The organism is Streptomyces sp., from assembly GCF_031181555.1.
Taxonomy (GTDB): domain Bacteria; phylum Actinomycetota; class Actinomycetes; order Streptomycetales; family Streptomycetaceae; genus Streptomyces; species Streptomyces fimbriatus.
The window spans coordinates 59,098-74,921 of the sequence record NZ_JAPSKQ010000008.1 but is presented as its reverse complement, the minus strand read 5'-3'; the positions used below and the strand labels follow the sequence as shown (position 1 = coordinate 74,921).

Below are 15,824 nucleotides of genomic sequence, written 5' to 3'. Positions count from 1 at the left end.
CGGGTCGGGTCGACGACCGGTGCGTGGGTGGTGGTGAGGTCGGTCTGGTGGTGGGCGATGCCGTCGCGCAGCACCAGGGAGGTGCGGACGAGGGTGGCGAAGTCGCTGAAGGGGTCGCCGTCGACGAACTCGCCCGCACCCTGGGCCTCGACCCGATCGCCATCCACGAACGCGCCCTGCTGCGCCCCGGTGACCACGCGCCGTTTCCCGGCGTCGCCGGTCGGCGCCCGGTGATGGACCAGGGTCTGTCCCGCTGCCTCGACGCCTTGCGCACCGCCCGCGCCCAGCGCCTCCAGGACCGGCCCGTCCTCGCGGCCCGGAGTCGGCTGATCGGGGAGGGACTGGCCGTCGCCGCACAGCACACCCTGCCCCCGGACGGCCACATCGCCCAGGCCCGCGTCTCCCTGCGCCCCGACGGCCACTACACCCTGACCACCGGCGCACCGGAATTCGGCAGCGGCACCAGCACCACCCTGCTGCGCATCGCCGCCCAAGCGCTGAACACCGGCCCGGCCCGCATCCACCTGCGACAGGCCGACACCGACCTGCTCGATCACGACACCGGCGGCTTCGCGTCCACCGGAGTCCTCCTGACCGGACGCGCCGTCGTGCGCGCCTGCCACGCCCTGGCCCGGCGGCTGCTGGACTGGGCCGCCACCCACCACCCTGCCGCCGCCCGGCCTCATGCCGGCTGGAGGCCGAGGCCATCGACTGCGCCGGCACCCCGCTCCCCCTGACCGAGGCCTACTCCCACGCCCAAGCGGCCGGGCTCCGCTGGGAAGCCCACGGCCGCGCCGCCGCCGACGACATGATCCCGTCCTGGCGATCTGCGCACAGTGGTTCCTCATCACCGTCGACCCCGCGACCGGACACATCCGCATCATCGACAGCGTGCACGTCGCCGACGCCGGCCTCGCTCTCGACCCCGCCCAGTGTCGGGCCCAGATCGAAGGAGCCGTCGTCCAGGGCGTCGGCACCACCCTGTGGGAAGAACTGCCCACCGACCACAACGGCCGCATCACCACCACCGACCTGCGCAGCTACACCATTCCCGGCTTCGGCCACCTCCCCGCGACCACCGTCCATCTCCTTGAGCCCCGTGGCACGGCACCGGCCCCCAAACCCATGAGCGAACTGCCCTTCAACCCCGTCACCCCCGCCCTCGCCAACGCCCTGCGCGACGCGAGCGGTCTCCGCTTCACAGCCCTGCCCCTGCGCTCCGACACGGTCTGGACGGCCCTGGACCGGGCCGACTGATCCCCGGCTCCCCTTCGGGGCCGGTCGCCGGCACCGCAGGACCACCGCTTCCCCGGCCCTCTGACGGGGTGGCGCCGGCGTTCCGGTGGCGGAAGGCATCCCGGTCACAGCCATCCCAGGACTCCGTTCCCATGGACGCCGCCGGGCGCGTGGTCGCCCGTCGGTCAGGAGAGCAGGTTCAGGCGCCGGAAGTCGGGCCAGATCCGCGTCCAGGGCTGTTTCGGTCCGCTGATCAGCGAGATCGGGCGGCCCTGGTAGTCGGTGTCGATGCCCAGCTCGTTGTCGACGGTGGCGATCCGCCGCACGACGGTGAAGTGCGCGCGGACCGCGGGCTCGGGCTCGCCGACGTAGAGGAGCGTGGTCCGGTCCGCGCCGGGCGCGCCGAAGTACCAGTAGCCCCGGGAGCCGCTGTGCACCGGGGGCAGCCGGCGGGCGGGGCCGAAGTACGCCAGGGCGGAGGCCACCCAGTAGTCGTCGGACATGATCACCGCGTGGTCCCGGCGGCCGGGGGGGAAGCGCGTGGTAGATCTCGCCGACCTGGTCGGCCAGTTCCGGCCAGCCGATCTCGGAGCGCTTGTCGAGGCGGTGCGGCGGCCGGTCGGAGTAGGCGTCCCGCGGCAGCAGCGGCAGGTCCGCGAGCGGCCACAACAGCGACACCGCGATCACGGGGCCCGCCCACCGGCCCACGCGCCGCTGCCGGTCCGTGCCCCGGGAGTCCGCGAGCCGGCCGCCCGTGGCGGGGCCGGAGCGCCGCCGCTGGAAGCCGACCGCGCCCGCCGCCCACAGGGCCGGGAACACCCCGTAGACGTAGTAGGCGCGTCCGCCGGTCAGGACGACGAAGCCGGTCACCAGGAGGGCGGCGACGGCGAGGAAGCGGTGGGCACGCGGTTCCCGGCCGGCGAGCAGCCGCGCGAGTCCGTACAGCCCCAGCACCAGGCCGAGCACCGGTCCGAGGCCCAGGACCATCAGCACCAGGTTCTCCGCGGACCCGTCGATCCGCGACACCTCCGCGGCGATCGCCCCGGCCATCTCCCATTGCGGCCAGCCGTGCCGGTGCTGCCAGACCAGCGTCGGCACGGCGGACAGTGCCGCGAGCGCGGCCCCCGCCCACAGCGGCGGCCGGGTGAGCAGCGCACGGGGCCCGCACAGCAGTACGGCCGCCAGCAGCGCCGCGCAGTACACGGCGATCTGGAACTTGGCCTGGAGCGCCACCCCGACGACCGCGCCCGCGGCGAGCAGCAGCCGGTCGCGTGGGACGCCCTCCCGGCGCAGCCGCACCCAGCGTGCCAGCAGCCAGCTCAGCAGGGTCCACAGGGCGAGGTCGAAGACCATGGTGGACAGCAGCCGCCCGAGCGCCCCGAAGGCCAGGGCGTAGGCGGCCGCGGTCAGCCACTGCGCCCGCCGGTCCGCGCCCATCTCCCGGGCCAGCAGCGCGGCCAGCACGATCCCGGTCGCGGTCGCCGCGATCGCCGGGAGGCGCAGCACCCGCAGGGACCCCGGAGCGAGGGTGTCGGCCAGCAGCGCCAGCACCGGCACCCCGGGGGGCTGGTCGGCGTATCCCCAGTCCAGGTGGCGGCCGGCCATGACGAAGTACAGCTCGTCACCGTCGTAGCCGTAGCGTCCGGCCAGCGCGAACAGCAGTACCGCGGTCGAGGCCGCGATGACGGACACCGGCCGCCACGCGAGCGGAACCGCCCCGGCCGGGTCCCGGGGGGCCCGGCCGGGGTGCCGTCGAGCGCCGTGGGAGGGAGTCTTCACGCTCTTCTCCGGGGTTGGAGGCCTGGGAGACCGGGGCGACGCGGTCGCCGCCGGCGTGCTTCAGCGCAGCGCGTCCAGGAGGGGGGCGTAGCAGCCGCCGCCGTCCGCGAGGGCGACGAGCATCCGGTACGGCTCCCAGGTGCGGTAGGCCTCCCGGCCCGGCTTGGACAGTTCCCGCTCCAGTCCCCAGGTCTCCAGCTGAATCGAGTGGCCGATGAGCAGGTCGACGTCGGAGGCGGTGCGCAGCAGCGGGCGCGCGAGCTCGGTCACCGCGGCCTGGAACCGGCGGCGCCCCGCCGTCTCCTCCTCGGTCGGTGCGGTGCCGTGCTCCGGTGGTGCGAAGGCGAGTTTGACGAGCTCGTTGAGGTCCAGGTGCACCGGGGCGAGGACCGCGAACTCGAAGTCGAGCAGCGACACCACCCGCGTGCCGTCCCACAGGGCGTTGACCGGTGACAGGTCACCGTGGTTGAGGACGGACACCGCGCCGGGCAGTGCGGCCCAGTGCCGGTCCAGGGCACGGGCGAGGCCCACGAATTCACGGCCGGTGAGGACGTCCGCGGTGTGCAGTCGCCGCAGGCCGGCCTTGGCCTCGTCCAACGTCGGCGCGTAGAAGGGGTTGCGGTGCCGGAGCAGCGGGGCGGCGACGTCCGGGGCGACCCGGTGCACCGCCTCCGCCCTGGCCCACAGCTGCCGTGTGGCCGCGATGCGCCGGTCCCAGTCCAGGTCCGCCCAGGCGTCGTCCAGGCTGCCCGCGGCGATCTCGTCCGTGACCACCCACTCGAATCCGCGGGTGGTGCCGGTGTCCACGACGTTCGGGTAGCCGACCTCCCGCGGCAGCACGGCGGCCAGTTGCGCCTCGCGGCTCAGGTCACCGGTGCCCGGCACCCGGGCGACCCGCACCGCGAGACCGCCGGCCAGCCAGGTGGCGTTGGTCCAGCCGGCCGCGCGCCGGGCCCGGGCGAAGTCCACCCCGTGCCGCCGGAAGACCTCGGCGGCCACCGAGGCGAGTGCGTCGGTGGGGTCGGCGGTGCCCCGAGCGCCGGCCGGCACTAGTCCGCCCTCAGCCGCAGGGAGACGACCAGCCGCAGCGGGTCGGGGCCGTCGGGCAGCCGCAGCAGCGGCGGGACCTCGTGCCACATGCGCGGTCCGAGGAGCCGGGCGTCGCCGTCGCGGTCGTACATCGTCTCCAGGAAGCCGTCGCGCAGGATGCGCATGGCCCCTATGGTGTCGTAGCAGAGCGGGAACTGGAGGTTGAAGCGGTCGAGGTCGGTGTCGTGCTCCGCCCCGTGCGGTCCGATGTAGTCGCCCTCCCGGTAGGCCAGCAGGAACATCCGCTCGTAGCGCAGTGTCCGGCCGGTGATCCGGTCGACCAGCGGGATCAGCTCCTCGGCGGCGCGTTCGGCCCAGTCGAGCAGGCCCTGTTCGCGGAACACGGTGGTGACGCGTTCGGCTTGCTCCGGTGAGTCGGCCCTGGTGTCGATGCGCAGCAGGCGGAAGCCGTAGCCGAGCTTCCCGTCGTCCTCGGCGTGCCGCTCGGCGTCGATGACCGGTTCGTCGCGGAGTCGCTCGTAGGCCGAGCGGGCCGCGACCCGGAGTTCGGTGACGTCCGCGGCCTGCGGGAGCTGGGCGCAGCGGTGGGCGGCATAGTGGGCGCGGAAGGCCTCTATGGAGTGTTCGGTGCGGAGCGTGTCGAACGAGGCGACGAGCCGGCCGGCGTTGGCGACCATGGAACCCCTTCCAATGGCAGTGATCTTCACGGGGCTTTCGCGGTGGTCCTGCTCAGGCGATGCCGAGGACCACCAGGCGGCGACTGGAGACGGTGAACGTGCCGCCGTGTTCGTTCATGACGCGGGTCCCGGAGAATCCGGCGGTGCGGAACCATTCCAGGATCTCGGGCGCCGTGAACATGCGGACGCTGTAGCGGGCGCGTTCCACCTTCGAGCCCCGGATGGTGATCTTCTCCGCGTAGTAGCGGCTGGCCTCGGCGTCCAGTTCCTGGATGTCGATGGCCATGTTCCCGCCCCGGCGCAGCACGTCGACGTGCATCTCGTGGTTGGCGAGGATGCTCGGTATGTGCCGGTAGGGGGAGTGCATGTCGAGCAGGAAGCGGCCACCGGGGCGCAGCGCCCGCCGGTAGCGGCGGAGGATGTCCCGGTCGGTCTCGTCGTCGAAGTAGCCGAAGGAGCTGTACCAGGAGACGGCGGCGTCGAACTCGGCGTCGAAGTCCATCTCCCGCAGGTCGAGTTGACGGTAGTCGACGTCGACGCCGCGCTGCCCGGCCTCGGCGGCGGCCATCGCGAGAAAGCGTTCGTCCCGGTCCACACCGACCACCGAATATCCCTGGGCGGCCAGCACATTGGCGTGCCGGCCGTGGCCGCAGGGCGCGTCGAGAAGGGTCATCCCCGGTTCGAATCCACCGAGTTTCACCATGCTCGCCGCTTCTCGCTCGCTCAACTCGGGAGTGAGGTCGGGAAGGTCGAAGAAATCGTAGTCGTCGCCGAAAAGGATGTCCCAGTCCACATGCGGTTTCCTGGAATTCATGACGGTCAGGCTAGGACCGGACGCGGGTTTTCGGCAATGAGTTCAATCGCCGTGCCACACGCGCCACAGTGCGGCGTAGGCGCCGTTCGCGGCCAGCAGTTCGTGATGGCTTCCGAGTTCCTTTATCCGGCCGTTCTCCAGCACGGCGATCCGGTCGGCGTCCTGTGCGGTGTGCAGCCGGTGCGCGATGGCGATGACGGTCCGGTCGCTCAGCACGGCGGCGAGAGCGCGCTCGGTGTGCCGGGCGGTGGCCGGGTCCAGCAGCGCGGTGGCCTCGTCGAGGACCACGGTGTGCGGGTCGGCCAGGACCAGCCGGGCCAGCGCGATCTGCTGCGCCTGGGCGGCGGTCAGTTGGTGGCCTCCGGAGCCGACCACGGTCTCCGGTCCGTCGGGCAGCGCCGCGGCCCACTCTGCGGCGCCGACCGCCTTCAGCGCGTGCCCGACCTCGTCGTCGGCGGCGGGCCGGGCGAGGGTGACGTTCTCCCGCAGGGTGCCCCGGAAGATGTGATGGTCCTGGGTGACCAGCGCGATACGGCGCCTGAGCTCCTCGGTGCCGAGGTCGACGAGTCGCACACCGCCGAGTTCGACGGTCCCGGAGACGGGTTCGTAGACGCCGGCCAGGAGTTTGCCGAGGGTGGACTTCCCGGAGCCGGACGGGCCGACCACGGCCAGCCGCTCCCCGGGGGCGAGGTCCAGGTCGACGCCGTGCAGGATGTCGCGGCCCGGCACGTACGAGTAGCCGACCGAGCGGGCGGTGAGCTGCCGGCCCTCGGGACGGGCGCCGCTGGGCCGCCGGTCGTCCGGGAGTTCGCTGACGCCGAGGACCCGGGCGAGCGAGGCGGAGCCGATCTGGAGCTCGTCCATCCAGCTCAGCACGTCGTCCAGCGGGAAGATCAGCTGCCGTACGTAGAGCGTGGACGCGACGGCCTGGCCCACGGTGGCCAGGCCCTGGGTGTACAGCAGTCCGCCGATCGCCAGGGTCGCCACGACGGGGACGACGTAACTGAGCTCGACCGTCAGGTACCAGGAGCTGCGCAGCCACATGGTGTGCCGTTCGGCTTCGTAGGCCTCGGCGAGGTCGCGGTCGAGGGCGCGGCGCCGCCACGCCTGGAGCCGCAGCGCCTCGACCGTGCGGGCGCCGGGAACCGTCTCCGCGAGGGTGTCGCCGAGCGCCGTGTAGCTGGCGCCGCGACGCCGGTAGGCGGCTTGCGACCGGCGCAGGTACCAACGCGTGCCGGCCCACAGCAGGGGGATGACGACGAGGCTGGGCAACGCGGTGAGCGGGCCGACCAGGACCAGCGCTGCGAAGGTGAACAGACAGGTCATCAGTGCGATCAGGGTCTCGGGCACTCCGTAGCGCACGGTGTTGGTGAGCGCGTCGGTGTCCCGGGAGGCCCGGGTGATGAGATCGCCGGGCTCGGCATCCTCCACGGTGGACAGGGGCAGGCGGACGACGCGGTCGACGAAGTCCTCCCGGACCTCGGCGGTGACCTTCTCCCCGAACCGGCAGGAGCGCTGCACCGCCCAGTAGGTCAGGACGGCCTGTGCCACCAGGGACAGCAGCAGGGCCAGCCCGATGTGGTCGACGGTGCTGAGGGTGGTGCCCCGGACGACCTCGTCGAGGAGGCGTCCGATCAGCCAGGGTCCGAGCAGGCCGCAGACGGCCGCCAGCCCGTGCAGCGCCAGCATCCAGGTGAGGTCGCGGGAGTGGCGGCGGGCCAGCGCCGCTCCGTGCGCACGGACTTCGGCCGTGCCGGCGACGGGGAGCCGGGTCCTGCTCATTCGCCGCTCCCCCGGGTCACGAGGCCGGTGGACGGGAGGGGTCCGGGCGGGGCCTCGCCCGTCTCGCGCTGGATGACGAGGCGGTAGTCCTCGCTGGCGGCGAGCAGTTCCCGGTGGGTGCCGGTCGCGGCGACGCGGCCGCCGGACAGGAAGGAGACCTGGTCGGCGTGGTCGAGCAGCAGCGGGCTGGAACTGACGAGGACGGTCGTGCGGCCGGCCCGGGCCGCGCGCAGCCGTCGCCCTATGACGTCCTCGGTGTGCGCGTCGACCGCTGAGGTGGGGTCGACCACGATGAGCACGTCGGGGTCGGCGAGCACGGCGCGGGCCAGGACCAGGCGCTGGCGCTGGCCGCCGGAGAAGTGCCGGCCGTCGGCGGTGACGTCGGTGTCGAGACCGTCGGGCAGGAGCTCGACGATGTCCTCGGCGGCGGCCGCCCGGAGGGCCGCGGTGATCGCGGTGTCGTCGGCTGTCGCGTGCGGGTCGAGGCTGGCGCGCAGCGGTCCGCGGAAGAGCCGGGGCCGGTTGTCGACGACCAGGATGCGGCGGCGGACCTCGTCAGGGGCCAGCGTGGTGAGGAGCCGGCCGTCGTAGCGGACGGGGGCGCCGTGGTAACCGCCGAGCCGGTCGGCGAGCCGCCCGCCCTCGGCGGACGGCGCCACGACGACGTGGAAGGATCCGGGCGTGACCGTGAAGCCGGTGGTCTCGTCGACGAGCGCGGTGGCCAGGGTGTCCATGGACCCCTCGGCGTGCTCGGGCGCGGCCTCCGGCCGCACGCGCAGCACGGTGACCACGCGGCGGGCGGCGACGTGGGCGCGGGCGAACCGGTCGGCGGTCTCGGTGAAGATGCCCAGCGGCTCGACGAGGAAGGCCGCGTACGCGTAGAAGGCGACCAGTTCGCCCGGGGACACACTGCCGTCGAGCGCCGCGCGCGCCCCGATCCAGGTGACGGTGCCGACCAGCAGCCCGGGCAGCAGCACCTGGGCCGCTCGGATGAGGGCCTCCGCACCGGCGACCCGGGCACCCGCGGCCCGTACCCGCTGCGAGCGTTCGCGGTAGGAGCGGGCGAAGGGGATCTCGCCGCCGACGCCGCGCAGGACGCGCAGTCCCGCGACCACGTCGGTGAGCCGGGAGGTCAGCTCGCCCTGGAGGTCGCGGTAGGCGCTCTGCCGGCGGTGCAGCGGCCGCAGGGTGTAGCCCATGGTGAGGACGATCCCGGGGACCGCGACGATCAGCATCATGCCGAGGGTGGCTGACTGCCGGACCAGGACGACCGAGACCAGGACGACCGAGATCACGGCGCCGGCGGTCCGCCCGACGATGTCGAAGGCGTGGCCCAGCGCGTTCATGTCCGAGGTGCCGACGCTGACCAGCTCGCCCTCGTCCACCCGCCGCTCCAGGGTGGCGCCGAGGGTGTTGGCGTGCCCGACCACGAGCTGCACGGTGCGGAAGCCGACGGAGAGGGCGTTGTACATGTTGAGACGGCGGCGGATGGTTCCGGAGACGGCCTGGACCACGCCGAGTCCGAGCAGGACGGCCGACCAGGACAGGACGGCGTCCATGTCGCCGGGCACCAGTCCGTCGTCGATGGCCTCCCGGATGACCACCGGCATCAGCGCCTGGGAGCCGAGCCACAGCACGCCGAAGAACGCGGCGGCGCTCAGCGGCCAGGCGATGCGACCCGCGAGCCACAGCAAATACCGTGCGGCTGAACGAATATCCGGATTCCCTGGGTCTGCGACAGGTAACGGGCGCATTGCGCAAGGATACCGAGCCCGGCGGTCGGTGCGTCAACCAGGAGCTGTTCGAGTGCGTGGGGTAAGCAGTTGAACGTTCCTTCCGGATAGCCGCACCTGTCACCGTGTCTGCCACTGTGTAGCTTCGTCATTCCGCAGGCAACCCGACGGAGGGATATCACCCGTGTTGATTCATGAAACTCCGCTGGCCGGCGCGGCTCTCATCGAACTCCGGGAATTGAAGGACGAAAGGGGGTTCTTCTCCCGCTCGTTCTGTCGAGAGGAATTCGAGCAGGCGGGGCTGGAACCCGCCGTGGTCCAGTGCAATCTGTCGTTCAACCACCACGCGGGCACGCTCCGCGGATTCCACTACCAGACGGAGCCGAACGCCGAGGCGAAGACGATCCGTTGCACACGCGGTGCGATCTACGACGTGATCGTCGATCTGCGTCCGGAGTCCCCCACCTTCCTGCGGCACTTCGGCGCGGAACTCACCGCCGACAACCGGCTCGCCCTGCACGTCCCCAGGAACTTCGCGCACGCGTATCTGACGCTGACCGACGACACGGAGACGCTGTACCAGGTCTCCGCCGCCTACACCCCCGGTGCGGAACGGGGCCTGCGCTGGAACGATCCGGCGCTCGGGGTGCACTGGCCGGTGCCGGTGAAGCTGGTGTCGGACAAGGACGCCGGCTGGCCGCTGCTGTCCGAGGCGCCGGTGGGGTCGCGATGATCATCGTCGACACCGCGCTGCGCCGGCGCGAGGAGCGGGACCGGCCGATACGGGTCGGCATGGTGGGCGCCGGGTTCATGGGGCGCGGGCTGGCACGCCACATCGTACGGTCGGTCCCCGGCATGCGGCTGGCCGCGATCGCCAACCGGAGCCTCGCCACGGCCGAGCGCGCGTACACCGAGGCGGGGGTCCAGCCGGTGCGGGCGGACACCGCGGAGGATGTCGAGGCCGCCGTGTCCGCCGGACGTCCCGTGGTGACCGAGGACGCGTTCGCCCTGCTCGCCGCCGAGGGGATCGACTGCCTGGTCGACGTCACCGGCGCGGTGGAGTTCGGTGCCCGGGTCACCGTGGCCGCCATCGAGCGGGGTCTGCCCGTGGTGACGATGAACGCGGAACTGGACGGGACCGTCGGCCCGCTGCTCGCCCACCGGGCCCGCGCGGCGGGCGTCGTGCTCACCGCGGCGGACGGCGACCAGCCCGGCGTGCAGGGCAATCTGCTGCGCTTCGTGCGCGGTCTGGGCGTCACCCCGCTGGTGGCCGGCAACGTCAAGGGCCTCCAGGACGAGTACCGCACCCCCGCCACGCAGAAGGGGTTCGCCGAGCGCTGGGGCCAGAACGTCCACATGGTCACGAGCTTCGCCGACGGCACGAAGGTCTCCTTCGAGCAGGCCCTCGTCGCCAACGCCCACGGCCTGACCGTGGCACGGCGGGGCATGTACGGACACGAGCACACCGGTCATGTCGACGAGCTGACCGGCGTCTACGACATCGATGAGCTGCGCGCGCTGGGTGGTGTCGTCGACTATGTGGTGGGCGCCAAGCCCGGGCCCGGTGTGTATGTGATCGGCACCCATGACGACCCCCGGCAGCGGCACTACCTGGAGCTGTACAAGCTCGGCAAGGGCCCGCTCTACAGCTTCTACACGCCCTACCACCTCTGCCATTTCGAGGTCCCGCACACCATCGTGCGCGCGGTCGACTTCGCCGACGCGGCGCTGATGCCGCCGGCCGGGCCGCGGGTGGACGTGGTGGCCACCGCCAAGCGCGACCTGAAGGCCGGTACGGTCGTGGACGGCCTCGGCGGCTACGACACCTACGGCGTCGCCGAGACCCATGCGGCGACCCGGGCTTCGGGGCTGCTGCCCATGGGGGTCGCCGAGGGGTGCGTGCTGCGCCGGGACGTCCCCAGGGACGCGGTGCTCACCTATGACGACGTACGGCTGCCGGCGGGCCGGCTGGTCGACCGGCTGCGCGAGGAGCAGAACGAGCTGTTCCCGGTCTGACGGACCGGTTCCGCGGCTGCTCCCACACCTTCCAGGGCGCGTCGCCGGCCGCCCACAGCTCGTTGAGGTGCTGGTAGTCCTTGAAGGTGTCCATGGCGCACCAGAAGTCGTGATGGGCGTGCAGAGTGAGCTGCCGGTCGCGGGCCAGGCGCTGGAGAGGGGCGCTCTCCAGCCACAGCATCGGGTCGTCGTCGAGGTAGTCGTCGAGGAACTCGCGGCGGAACATGAAGAACCCGCCGGAGACGAATCCGGTCACCCGGGTGGGCTTCTCGTTGAACTCCAGCACCTGGTCGCCCTCGACGTCCATCTCGCCGAACTTCGACGTCGGGTGGATACCGGTGACGGTGCCGATCCGGCCGGCGGCGCGGTGCTCCTTCTCCAGCGCCGCCAGGTCGATGTTCCCGACCCCGTCGCCGTAGCCCATCATGAAGTCGTCGGTGTCGACGTAGCGCCGTACGCGTCGCAGCCGTGCGCCGGTCGCTGTGTCCAGGCCGGTCTCGGCGAAGGTGATCTCCCAGTTCTCGTCGGCCCGGTCGTCGTGGAAGCGGATCTGGTGCTCGTCGCTGAAGGAGATGGTGAAGTCCGACAGCTGGGCGCGGTAGTCGAGGAAGAACTGTTTGATGGCCCAGCCTTTGTAGCCGAGGCACAGCACGAAGCGGCGGAAGCCGTAGTGGCTGTAGATCTTCATGATGTGCCACAGGATCGGCCGGCCCCCGATGTCCACCATGGCCTTGGGCAGCCGTTCGCTCGCCTCCCGGATCCGGGTGCCGTAGCCCCCGCACAGGAGCACCACCGGAATGTCCGAGTCCACTGTCATCCCTCCTCAGCCGTTGCCGTGCGATGGTCCCCGTCCCGCCGGGCGTGCGCGGGACGCACCCGCAGGTCCTCGCCGAGCGAGCCCTCCCGCCGACGGCGTTCGAGGACGGCGAGCCGGGTGAAGTCGTGGTCGAAGGCGGCGCGGGTCAGGCCCCGCGCGCGGTACTCCCTCGCCAGCTGGGCCGCACCGTCCGGGACGGTCCAGACGGCCCGGTGGCCCAGTTCGGTGCGGGCCCTGGTGAAGTCGACCCGGTAGGAGCGCGGGTCGTTGCCGGTCTCGCCGGTGATCTCCACCACCGAGCCGGGCACCGCCGCCGCGGCGGCCTCGGCGATCTCGGCCACGGTCCGGTTGTTCTCCTCGGTGCCGATGTTGAACGCCCTCGCCCGCACCGTGGCGGCGGGGGCGGCCAGCCCGGCCAGCACCGCCCGCGCGATGTCCTCGGCGTGCACCAGGGGCCGCCACGCGGTGCCGTCGGACAGCACGGTGACCCGGCCGGTGAGCAGCGCCCGCCCCACCAGGTTGTTGAGCACGATGTCGGAGCGCAGCCGCGGCGAGAACCCGAAGGCGGTGGCGTTGCGCAGGAAGAACGGTGCGAAGTCGGCGTCGGCCAGCTCCACGAGGTCCTCCTCGACCCGCACCTTGGACACGGCGTAGGGGGTGACCGGCTTGAGCGGGGCGTCCTCGTCGACCGGTGCGTCACCGGGCTGCGCCCCGTACACCGAGCAGGTCGAGGCGTAGGCGAACCGGGCGACGCCGGCCTCCTTCGCCAGCCGGGCGAGGCGGGTGGAGGCGTGGTGGTTGACGGCGTGGGTGAGCTCGGGGTCCAGCGAGCCCAGGGGGTCGTTGGAGAGGGCGGCCAGGTGGACGACGGCGTCGTAGTCGCGGAGCGTGTCCACGGTGACGTCGCGCAGGTCCAGGGCGAGACCGGGGACGTCGGGGACGTCCAGGGCGCCCAGCACCCGAGAGGCGAACAGGCCGCTGTCCAGGCCGGTGACCTGGTGACCCGCGGCGGTCAGGACGGGGGCCATCACGGTGCCGAGGTAGCCCTGATGGCCGGTGAGCAGGATGCGCACGGAGCTTGGCTCCCTTGTCTCGGTGGCGTACGGCTGTCTCGGTCGCGCACGGCTGCTCAGTCGAGGACGGCGCGCCAGCGCGGGTCGGTGACGTCGACGCCGGACGAGGCGAGCTTTCCGCGCAGGTCCTCCCGCAGCCGGTCCAGGGTGGTGCCGGACTGCCGCAGGTTGGCGGCGAGCCGGGTGCCGCGGGCGCGGTAGGCGGGGGGTGCGTCGGGACGGGCGGTGAAGTTCTCCAGCAGCAGTGCGTCGATGTGCGCCGACCAGGGCAGCTCGTGGATGCCGGCGGCGATCTCGCTGGGCCGCAGCCGGTGCCAGTAGGAGATGCCTCCGGCGTGCACCATCTGCGCGGAGAAGACCTTGGTGCCGGGGAAGCTGTGGAAGTGGGCGATCCGCCAGCCCGCGGCCAGGGCCATCAGCTGGTAGAACATCAGCCCGTCGAAGACGACCCGGATGACGCCGTTGCCGTTCTGCGCGTGATGGTAGCGCTCGTGGCTGCGGACCTCGCGCCCGTCGTCGAGCACGTCCAGCAGGCCACCCTGCGGAAAGGGAAGCCGCGGGCCCTCCATGGCCAGCACCTTGGCGAGCGCCGCCTCGTGATGCGGCTCGATCAGGCGCACCATGGCGCCGTCGATCTCCTTCTCGGGACCGGGCGGGGTGTAGGAGTACGCCGCCGGCGAGACGGGGCCGCCGATGGCGCGCTCGATCTCGGGGCGGGCCAGCGGGTTGATCGCCATGAACGGCGGTGCGGCCAGCGGGATCGGCCCGTAGCTGAGCGGGCTGCTGACGGCGACGTCCGGTTCCAGATCGTCGGTGCACCGGGTGAACCAGTCCGCGTCCATGACGAAGCAGTCGCTGTCGACGATGCCGAACGGCCGGTCGAGGTTGCGCAGCAGGAACTCGAAGATCTCGTGGCTGCCGACCCGTTCGTCCAGGTCGAAGGCGGGCCGGCCCCTGCTCAGGGTGTCGCGCAGGTCGATCTCGTCGTCGGTCAGCCCGCTGCACACGAAGGCGAAGTTGAGCCGGGGCGGCACAAAACGCAGGAAGTGCTGGATGACGTGCATCAGCCCGGAGGAGAAGAAACAGAACCACACCGGGGTGTCGGACGGGAGTCCGGCCAGGAACGTACGGAACCGCTCGTCCTGGGACAGCAGGGCCTCGTCGTAGGAGAGGTCCGCCGTACGGGCCGGAGTGGGATGCGCGCTGGTCTGCATACAGGCCCCATGACATCGAACTGGTGGTGAACGGCACTTTCATGACTGCCCCGCCCGGCCGCGCGGACCGGAGTCCGGCGCGGTGCGCGGCCCGCACGACCGGGCGGTGTCCGCGGCGGGGTCAGAGGACGTCCCAGTACTCCCCGAGCAGGAACGGCATCCCGAAGGAGACCGACTTCTTGTCGTTGGGGCGGTACTTGTCGCGGGGGATGGTGCGGAAATCCATGCTCACCCGGCTGATGTCGGTGTCGTTGACGACGTTTCCGTGCCAGGAGTTGGCGCCGTCGAAGACGATCACGTCGCCGTACTCGGCGTGCACCGGCTCCTTGTCGATCCACACGGTGTTGTTGCCGTAGGCGCGGGTGAGCGGCACCCAGTAGTTGACCTCGGAGGGGTCGTGCCCGAAGTCGCTGTCGCGGTGCCAGTCGCCGACGGCGAGGGAGTTGCGCAGGTGCACCCGGAAGGTGGGCACGCGCTGGATGTAGTGGCGCTCCGCGTCCGCGCCGAGCACGGTGCGGGCCAGCTCGCGGTAGGCCGGCTCGATGGCCTCGAAGGCCTCGTAGAACCGCTTGTGGTAGTCCGTGCTCTGGTCGGTCTCCCGGGTCGCGACCCGGTCGCTGGCCGCGAGCCCCTCCAGGTCGTCCACCGCCAGCACCTCGCGCACCAGATCGCCGAGCGGGATCTTCTCGACGTCGTAGTGCAGCCGTGTGAATGCCGCCATGTCCTCTCTCACATCCTCATCCGGCCGCGCAGCCGCGTGCACCGCCGGTACCAGCCGTCCACCAGTTCGTCGGTCGCCGGATCGCCGGACTCCCCGTCGCTCACTTCGAAACCCCGGCCCGCGGCACGCAGGGCCAGGCGCCGTGCCGCGATGCGCAGCGGGACCGTCGGTACGGTCAGCTCCTCCAGGACGCTGCCCATCCGCTCCAGGGGGCCGAGGTCGAAGAACTGCCGCTGCCAGCGCAGCTCGTTGTACCGCCAGTCCTTGAGGCCGTTGAAGCCGCGGCCCGCGTTGTGGTGCATCACGTCCTGGAGGTCCTGCACCATGACGCGCTTGCCGGCGGCGCGCACCAGGGAGGCGAGGATGACGCCGAGCCCCTCGAAGCCGCGGTAGCGGCCGGCCGGGAAGCGCACGTTCTCGATGACCCAGCGGTTGACGCACAGGATCACGTCGTCCACGGCGTGCACCTCGTGCAGGCCCGAGCCGTGGTCGTGCACCTTGTCGTAGTCGGTGACCCGGCCGCGCCTGGTCGCCTTCTCGTTCCACCAGGCCAGGGAGACGGTGTCCGAGCCGCCGAGGGAGCCGAGCATGCCGACGGAGTCGTCCTCGAAGACCGGTGCGGCGACGTCGGCGGGGTTCTTGCGCAGCTCGACGTCGTCGTGGAGCATCACCAGGCCGGTGACCTCCGAGTTTGCGGCCGCCTGGTCGAACATGGCGTTGTACGCCTCGAACATGGAGCGTTGGTTGCGCATGGTGAACAACGGGCTGCCCGGTGTCCGGACGCGCTCGATTCCCGGACGGCAGATGCGGTCGAACAGGTCGGACGGGCCGACGCAGACTCCGTAGCCGATCACGTTGGGGCGAACCTCCTGTCACGGTCGGGGGGTTGGGTGGCCTGCGGCCGGAGGGGGC

The 15,824-nt window shown here is 71.9% G+C and carries 16 protein-coding genes and 1 pseudogene; 4 read left to right on the top strand and 13 right to left on the bottom strand.

Annotated features, from left to right (window positions below):
- Nucleotides 1–197, bottom strand: a 197-nt coding sequence (locus RIM90_RS03535) for a hypothetical protein (RefSeq protein ID WP_309059029.1), incomplete at its 3' end; no start/stop codon positions are given.
- 36 nt (nucleotides 198–233) lie between these two features.
- Here RIM90_RS03535 and RIM90_RS03530 point away from each other — a divergent pair.
- Both RIM90_RS03530 and RIM90_RS03525 read left to right on the top strand, forming a co-directional pair.
- Nucleotides 234–737, top strand: a complete 504-nt coding sequence (locus RIM90_RS03530; protein WP_309059028.1) for a molybdopterin cofactor-binding domain-containing protein — start codon at nucleotides 234–236, stop codon at nucleotides 735–737.
- Nucleotides 685–1,257, top strand: coding sequence for a molybdopterin cofactor-binding domain-containing protein (locus RIM90_RS03525; protein ID WP_309059027.1), 573 nt, complete (start codon nucleotides 685–687; stop codon nucleotides 1,255–1,257). The genes RIM90_RS03530 and RIM90_RS03525 overlap by 53 nt, the downstream gene beginning before the upstream one ends.
- A gap of 164 nt (nucleotides 1,258–1,421) precedes the next feature.
- On the opposite strand, the gene RIM90_RS03520 is transcribed toward RIM90_RS03525, so the two are convergent.
- The 7 genes and pseudogenes from RIM90_RS03520 to RIM90_RS03490 form a co-directional block, all read right to left on the bottom strand.
- Nucleotides 1,422–1,739, bottom strand: coding sequence for a hypothetical protein (locus RIM90_RS03520; protein ID WP_309059026.1), 318 nt, complete (start codon nucleotides 1,737–1,739; stop codon nucleotides 1,422–1,424).
- Between the two features lie 637 nt (nucleotides 1,740–2,376).
- Nucleotides 2,377–2,841 (bottom strand): annotated as a pseudogene (locus RIM90_RS31505) (glycosyltransferase family 39 protein); the annotation flags it as partial.
- A gap of 234 nt (nucleotides 2,842–3,075) precedes the next feature.
- Nucleotides 3,076–4,065: a phosphotransferase gene (locus RIM90_RS03510; RefSeq protein ID WP_309059024.1), complete on the bottom strand. Its 990-nt coding sequence runs from the start codon at nucleotides 4,063–4,065 to the stop codon at nucleotides 3,076–3,078.
- Nucleotides 4,065–4,742, bottom strand: coding sequence for a StsF protein (locus RIM90_RS03505; RefSeq protein WP_309059023.1), 678 nt, complete (start codon nucleotides 4,740–4,742; stop codon nucleotides 4,065–4,067). The genes RIM90_RS03510 and RIM90_RS03505 overlap by 1 nt, the downstream gene beginning before the upstream one ends.
- Before the next feature lie 52 nt (nucleotides 4,743–4,794).
- Complete coding sequence (locus RIM90_RS03500; protein ID WP_309059022.1) at nucleotides 4,795–5,556, bottom strand: methyltransferase domain-containing protein; 762 nt, start codon at nucleotides 5,554–5,556, stop codon at nucleotides 4,795–4,797.
- Nucleotides 5,557–5,598: 42 nt separating this feature from the next.
- Entirely contained in the window at nucleotides 5,599–7,338 is a 1,740-nt protein-coding gene (locus RIM90_RS03495) for an ABC transporter ATP-binding protein (RefSeq protein ID WP_309059021.1), read from the bottom strand.
- A complete protein-coding gene (locus RIM90_RS03490) occupies nucleotides 7,335–9,032 on the bottom strand; it encodes an ABC transporter ATP-binding protein (RefSeq protein WP_309059020.1) in 1,698 nt (565 codons plus the stop codon). The genes RIM90_RS03495 and RIM90_RS03490 overlap by 4 nt, the downstream gene beginning before the upstream one ends.
- Before the next feature lie 223 nt (nucleotides 9,033–9,255).
- Here RIM90_RS03490 and rfbC point away from each other — a divergent pair, with 223 nt between their 5' ends.
- A complete protein-coding gene (gene rfbC / locus RIM90_RS03485) occupies nucleotides 9,256–9,804 on the top strand; it encodes a dTDP-4-dehydrorhamnose 3,5-epimerase (protein ID WP_309059019.1) in 549 nt (182 codons plus the stop codon).
- The gene (locus RIM90_RS03480; RefSeq protein ID WP_309059018.1) at nucleotides 9,801–11,087 is read left to right on the top strand and encodes an SAF domain-containing protein; all 1,287 of its coding nucleotides are present in this window, start codon (nucleotides 9,801–9,803) and stop codon (nucleotides 11,085–11,087) included. The genes rfbC and RIM90_RS03480 overlap by 4 nt, the downstream gene beginning before the upstream one ends.
- Here RIM90_RS03480 and RIM90_RS03475 read toward each other — a convergent pair.
- The 5 genes from RIM90_RS03475 to RIM90_RS03455 form a co-directional block, all read right to left on the bottom strand.
- Nucleotides 11,005–11,904, bottom strand: coding sequence for a glucose-1-phosphate cytidylyltransferase (locus tag RIM90_RS03475; protein WP_309059017.1), 900 nt, complete (start codon nucleotides 11,902–11,904; stop codon nucleotides 11,005–11,007). The genes RIM90_RS03480 and RIM90_RS03475 overlap by 83 nt on opposite strands.
- Nucleotides 11,901–12,977, bottom strand: a complete 1,077-nt coding sequence (locus RIM90_RS03470; protein ID WP_309059016.1) for an NAD-dependent epimerase/dehydratase family protein — start codon at nucleotides 12,975–12,977, stop codon at nucleotides 11,901–11,903. The genes RIM90_RS03475 and RIM90_RS03470 overlap by 4 nt, the downstream gene beginning before the upstream one ends.
- Nucleotides 12,978–13,033: 56 nt before the next feature.
- Entirely contained in the window at nucleotides 13,034–14,191 is a 1,158-nt protein-coding gene (locus RIM90_RS03465) for a dTDP-dihydrostreptose--streptidine-6-phosphate dihydrostreptosyltransferase (RefSeq protein WP_309059015.1), read from the bottom strand.
- A gap of 121 nt (nucleotides 14,192–14,312) precedes the next feature.
- Nucleotides 14,313–14,912, bottom strand: coding sequence for a streptomycin biosynthesis protein StrG (locus RIM90_RS03460; RefSeq protein WP_309059014.1), 600 nt, complete (start codon nucleotides 14,910–14,912; stop codon nucleotides 14,313–14,315).
- Nucleotides 14,913–14,920: 8 nt separating this feature from the next.
- The gene (locus RIM90_RS03455; protein ID WP_309059013.1) at nucleotides 14,921–15,766 is read right to left on the bottom strand and encodes a glycosyltransferase; all 846 of its coding nucleotides are present in this window, start codon (nucleotides 15,764–15,766) and stop codon (nucleotides 14,921–14,923) included.
- Nucleotides 15,767–15,824: the final 58 nt, after the last annotated feature.

What these genes read in the sequence shown, in the direction of transcription:
- RIM90_RS03525 (WP_309059027.1), top strand. Translation starts at nt 685, where the DNA reads ATGCCGGCTGGAGGCCGAGGCCATCGACTGCGCCGGCACCCCGCTCCC.
- RIM90_RS03475 (WP_309059017.1), bottom strand. Translation starts at nt 11,904, where the DNA reads ATGACAGTGGACTCGGACATTCCGGTGGTGCTCCTGTGCGGGGGCTAC.
- RIM90_RS03465 (WP_309059015.1), bottom strand. Translation starts at nt 14,191, where the DNA reads ATGCAGACCAGCGCGCATCCCACTCCGGCCCGTACGGCGGACCTCTCC.
- RIM90_RS03520 (WP_309059026.1), bottom strand. Translation starts at nt 1,739, where the DNA reads ATGTCCGACGACTACTGGGTGGCCTCCGCCCTGGCGTACTTCGGCCCC.
- RIM90_RS03495 (WP_309059021.1), bottom strand. Translation starts at nt 7,338, where the DNA reads ATGAGCAGGACCCGGCTCCCCGTCGCCGGCACGGCCGAAGTCCGTGCG.
- RIM90_RS03500 (WP_309059022.1), bottom strand. Translation starts at nt 5,556, where the DNA reads ATGAATTCCAGGAAACCGCATGTGGACTGGGACATCCTTTTCGGCGAC.
- RIM90_RS03505 (WP_309059023.1), bottom strand. Translation starts at nt 4,742, where the DNA reads ATGGTCGCCAACGCCGGCCGGCTCGTCGCCTCGTTCGACACGCTCCGC.
- RIM90_RS03460 (WP_309059014.1), bottom strand. Translation starts at nt 14,912, where the DNA reads ATGGCGGCATTCACACGGCTGCACTACGACGTCGAGAAGATCCCGCTC.
- RIM90_RS03480 (WP_309059018.1), top strand. Translation starts at nt 9,801, where the DNA reads ATGATCATCGTCGACACCGCGCTGCGCCGGCGCGAGGAGCGGGACCGG.
- RIM90_RS03530 (WP_309059028.1), top strand. Translation starts at nt 234, where the DNA reads ATGGACCAGGGTCTGTCCCGCTGCCTCGACGCCTTGCGCACCGCCCGC.